Annotated in this window: 1 protein-coding gene; it reads right to left on the bottom strand. The window is 45.9% G+C overall.

All coding sequences use genetic code 11. The features are described from left to right. Positions 1-580 (bottom strand): glutathione-dependent disulfide-bond oxidoreductase (gene yghU / locus R7093_RS25180; protein WP_318147012.1); only part of this gene is annotated, 580 nt, incomplete at its 3' end. Positions 581-762 lie beyond the last annotated feature (182 nt).

The raw sequence follows: 762 nt of genomic DNA on the forward strand, positions 1-762 counted from the left end.
CCAGACGTTTGTCCAGTACATCCAGTTGACGCTTAACTTCCATCGTAAAGCGGTTGATTGGGTACTCGAACTTCTCTGGTGCGTACGCGTAGAAGTGACCGAAACCGCCTCCTAAGTATGGTGCAGAACCTTGCAGCCAAAATAGCCAGTTCATTACCTCAGCACGCTTCGCACCTTCTGTTGGTAAGAAGTAACCAAATTTTTCTGCCAAGTAGAAAAGAATATTACCCGATTCAAACACGTTGATAGGTTCATCACCTGAGCGATCAACCAGCGCCGGAATTTTAGAGTTTGGGTTTACAGCTACAAAGCCAGAACCAAATTGGTCACCATCGCCAATCTTGATCAAATACGCGTCGTATTCGGCTTCCTTTACGCCTGCCGCCAAAAGCTCCTCAAACATGATCGTCACTTTCTGACCATTAGGAGTCCCCATTGAGTAAAGCTGGAATGGGTGCTCTCCAACTGGCAACTCTTGCTCGTGACGTGCGCCAGAGTCGGGACGATTAATGCTTGCCCATTGGCCGCCATTTTCACTGTCGTTAGTCCAAACTCTTGGTGGTGTGTATTCGTTAGCCATTGTTATTCCTTATCGTGTTTGAATGCACCTGTAGGCTGGTTCAAATCGCTACCAGCAGCAATGCTTAAAAATCCCCACCTTAAATTGGCTGGGCATAATCAAGATATTAGGTCGGAATCTTCAAATAAAAGCCCTTCCATCTCGATTAATTAGAACCTTTGGTTATGGGAATTTCTTTCACG

This window comes from Vibrio sp. 1580 (genome assembly GCF_033340055.1).